Source organism: Rhizobacter sp. P2_H3, from assembly GCF_056403355.1.
Genome location: NZ_JBFUFQ010000366.1, coordinates 1 through 3,758, shown reverse-complemented (window position 1 = coordinate 3,758; position 3,758 = coordinate 1). Strand labels below are relative to the sequence as shown.

General features: G+C 71.7%; 6 protein-coding genes. All 6 read right to left on the bottom strand.

Features of this window, described 5'->3' with window-relative positions; translation table 11 throughout:
- Positions 1 to 170: 170 nt before the first annotated feature.
- Positions 171 to 725, bottom strand: a complete 555-nt coding sequence (locus tag AC1D1T_RS30935) for a GTP-binding protein (RefSeq protein WP_465112546.1) — start codon at positions 723 to 725, stop codon at positions 171 to 173.
- Positions 722 to 1,471: a hypothetical protein gene (locus tag AC1D1T_RS30930; protein WP_477845115.1), complete on the bottom strand. Its 750-nt coding sequence runs from the start codon at positions 1,469 to 1,471 to the stop codon at positions 722 to 724. Before AC1D1T_RS30930 ends, AC1D1T_RS30935 begins: the two co-directional genes overlap by 4 nt.
- 114 nt (positions 1,472 to 1,585) lie before the next feature.
- Positions 1,586 to 1,987, bottom strand: coding sequence for a fluoride efflux transporter CrcB (crcB, locus tag AC1D1T_RS30925; RefSeq protein WP_477828512.1), 402 nt, complete (start codon positions 1,985 to 1,987; stop codon positions 1,586 to 1,588).
- Complete coding sequence (locus tag AC1D1T_RS30920; RefSeq protein WP_477828511.1) at positions 1,984 to 2,466, bottom strand: molybdenum cofactor biosynthesis protein MoaE; 483 nt, start codon at positions 2,464 to 2,466, stop codon at positions 1,984 to 1,986. Before AC1D1T_RS30920 ends, crcB begins: the two co-directional genes overlap by 4 nt.
- A 1-nt stretch (position 2,467) precedes the next feature.
- Positions 2,468 to 2,719: a MoaD/ThiS family protein gene (locus AC1D1T_RS30915; protein ID WP_477845372.1), complete on the bottom strand. Its 252-nt coding sequence runs from the start codon at positions 2,717 to 2,719 to the stop codon at positions 2,468 to 2,470.
- Positions 2,716 to 3,758: molybdopterin molybdotransferase MoeA (locus AC1D1T_RS30910; protein WP_477993214.1), on the bottom strand; the 1,043-nt coding region annotated here is incomplete at its 5' end. The genes AC1D1T_RS30915 and AC1D1T_RS30910, both read right to left, overlap by 4 nt.

Here is a 3,758-nt window from a genome sequence, read left to right as displayed (position 1 = left end):
CGAGCTGACCATCGCGGCCAGCCGGCTGGCATCCAGCGGCAAGGCGCCGGCATGCGCCAGGTCGAAGCCGTCCGGCGTGGCCACCAGCACGGCGCGCGCGCCGCTCACGTCGGCCATCAAGGCTTCCGCCGCCAGTTGGGCATGGCGGGTCATCTCGTTTCGGTCCATSGTCATTCCTGTGTGGCCTCGACACCCAGGTCGACGCGCGCTTCGACCTGGGCCAGCACGACGTCGAGCAGCATCAGCACGTCGTCGCGCTCACGCACGTCGACGGCCAGCACCGGCACGACCAGCCCGCGCTCGCCGACGATGTCGCTGAACTCGTCGAGCGTCGGCAGCGGGCATTCGAGCGTGCGGCCGACGCCGATCACGGCGTTCATCGACGGCAGCAGCGTGCCGTAGGCATCGAGGTAGTCGACCAGGTCGCTCAGCGGATCGGGCCGCGAGTTGTCGATCAGGATCACCAGCGCCAGCGCGTCGGCGGCGAGGATCTGCCACATGAATTCGAAGCGCAGTTGCCCCGGCGTGCCGAACAGCCGCACCACCTGGCCGTCGCCCAGGTCGACCTGGCCGAAATCGAGACCCACGGTGGTGTGCGATTTCGCGAGCGAGGGATCGGTGTTGCGCACGTCGGTGGTGACCGGCGGCGTGTCGCTGAGTGCCGCGATCGCGGTGGTCTTGCCCGCACCGGGCGTGCCGGTGAAGACGATCTTGGGGTCCTTCATGTCGAGCCCTTGTTGCTGATGCCGAGCGTGCGGCGCAGGCGGGAGACCAGGCCCGCATCGGCCGCTGGCGCCACGCTACGCTCACCCGGCGCRCCGGCTGCGGCGGGCACCCCGCGCGACTGCGGCGCCACGCGGGCCGCGAGGCTCAGCAGGCCGGCATGGCCCATCGCGTCGACGAACCTCGCGCACTCGGCGCTGTCGACGTTGCACAGGCGGGCCAGTTCGTCGAGCGTCACCGGGCGCACCGACAGGAAGGTGGCCAGCCGCACACCGTAGCGGTGCGGCTGCAGCAGGCCGGCCGACGGCCAGCGGCTCAGCCGAAAGCTGCCGGTGGACCAGGGCTGGCGGCCGCCCGCGGTGGCCGGCACCATCGGGGCCGGGGCCGCGGAAGGCAACTTCGGCAGCAGCTTGTCTTCGACCGCCAGCAGCGCATCGACGAAGGCGTCGTACTGGAGCGGCCGGGTCAGCACCTGGTGGCCGTCGGCATGGGACGCTGGAAGGGAAGTGCCGGGCCCGTCGACCAGTTGCAGCTGGGAGACCGGGTCGTCGAGCAGGCCGGGGATGGTGGTGGGTTCGTCGCCGCCCAGCAGCAGCAGGTGGGCTTCGCCGGTGGTCGAGACCTGCCAGTCGCAGCGCAGCCGGCCCTGGGCCAGCCGCAGGAACACCTCGACCTTCAGCATGTCCTGCACGTTCACGGACTGCGCAAGCACGCTCAGCCGTCGCCGCACCGTCGTCGCTGCTGTCACTGGATCCACCTCTGCTGCTATTTGAGTCCACCGAAGGAAACAAATCGTAACCAGGCTTTGTCGTCAAATGATGCAGAACCCGTCTGCAAAGCAGCAGAGGTCGATCTGGAGGGATCAGGCGAGTGCGAGGCGCGCGAGCCGATATCCCAGGCCGGCGCACGCGAGCGAGCCCAGCACGTGGGCCAGCGTGTGGCCRATGGCGAGCACCCATTCGTCGCGCTGGATCAGCGCGAGCGATTCGCCGGAGAACGACGAGAAGGTCGTCAGCCCGCCGAGGAAGCCGGTCACCGCCAGCAGCCGCAGCAGCTCGTTCGGGCTGCGCTGGAACCAGTACAGCGCGATGCCGATCAGCAGCCCGCCGGCACAGTTGACGAGCAGCGTGCCGAGCGGAAAACCCGCCCACTGCGCGTTCAGCCACAGCCCGGCCCACCAACGCAGCAGCGCGCCGAAGACCGCGCCGGTGGCGACGGCCAGCACCTGCAGCCACGTGATGCCCGCACCGACGCCGGTCGTCATGGCGCGAGGTTTCCGCTCGCGATGCCCCAGCGCTGCAGCGCGGCATCGTCGTGGCTGCGGGCATCGACCCAGCGCGCGCCCTGCGGCGTGTGCTCCTTCTTCCAGAACGGGGCTTGCGTCTTCAGGTAGTCCATCAGGAACTCGCAGGCCTGGAAGGCCTGGCCGCGGTGCGCCGACGTGACGGCCACCAGCACGATCTGGTCCTGCGCATCGAGCACGCCGACGCGGTGGATCACGCGCGCGGCGCGGATGTCGAAGCGGGCCAGCGCCGCATCGATCATCGCGTCGATCGAGGTCTCGGTCATGCCGGGGTAGTGCTCCAGCTCCATGCGGCTCACGTCAGCGCCGTCGCTGCGGTCGCGCACCGTGCCGACGAACGCGACCACCGCGCCGACGCCACCGTCACCGGCGCGCAGGCGGGCCACCTCGGCACCGAGGTCGAAGTCTCCGGTCTGGATCGAGACGCGCGTGGAGCCCATGTCAGCCTCCGGTCACCGGCGGAAAGAAGGCCAGCTCGGCGTCGTCGTGCAACCGCGCGGCTTCGTCGCACAGCACCTGGTCGAGCGCGCAGCGCACCGCCCGGGTTCGCGCCAGCGCCGCCGCGTGGCGCGCGTCAAGCGCGATCAGCGCGTCGCGCGCCGCGCCCACGTCGACGCCGTCTCGCAGCTCCAGCGTCTCGCCGCTGCCCAGCGACTCGCGCAGCGACGCGAAATAGCGGACACGCAGCTTCATGCGAGCAACTCCGAGAACGGCACGTAGCGCACCGTGTCGCCCACCGCGATCGCCTGGCCGGGTGGGTTGTCGACCAAGCCGTCGCCCCACACCGCGGAGCTCAGCACGCCCGAGCCCTGGTTCGGGAACAGGTCCAGCCCGCCCTGGGCCGTGCGGCGCACGCGCAGGAACTCGCGGCGCCGGTCCGGCTTCGGCCATGCGAAATCGGCGCGCATCGGCACACCGGCCGGCATCCCGGCCGCGGCCCCTTGCAGCCGCAGCAGCACCGGCCGCACCGCCAGCAGGAAGGTGATGAAGCTCGACACCGGGTTGCCCGGCAGGCCGATGAACCAGGCTTCGCCCGCGCCGGAGGAAGCGCCACGCCGCACGCTGCCGAACGCGAGCGGCTTGCCCGGCTTGAGCGCGATCTGCCACAGGTCGAGCCGCCCTTCGGCCTGCACGGCAGGGCGCAGGTGATCTTCTTCGCCGACCGACACGCCGCCGCTGGTGACGATCAGGTCGTGCCCCCGTGCCGCCCGCACCAGCGCGTCGCGCGTCGCGTCGAGCCGGTCCGGCACGATGCCGAGGTCGGTCACCTCGCCGCCCAGCGCCTGGATCAGCGCGCGCAGCGTGTAGCGATTGGAGTTGTAGATCGCGCCGGGGCGCAGCGGCTCGCCCGGCATCACCAGCTCGTCGCCGGTGGAGAACAGCGCGACGCGCGGCCGGCGCATCACCGGCAGCGTCGCCGCCCCGACCGAGGCCGCCATCCCGAGCGCCTGCGGCGTCAGGCGCAGGCCTTGCGTCAGCACGGTACTGCCCTCCTGCACGTCCTCGCCGCGGCGGCGCACCCACTGGCCGGGCCTCGGCACTTCGTTGATGCGCACCTGGTCGCCGAGCGCCTCGCACTGCTCCTGCATCACGACGGCATCGGCGCCGGGCGGGATCGGCGCGCCGGTGAAGATGCGCGCCGCGGTGCCGGGCTGCAGCTCGCCCGGCACGCGGCCGGCGGTGATGCGCTGGCTGACCGGCAGCAGCGTGCCGGCGGCCGGCACATCGGCGC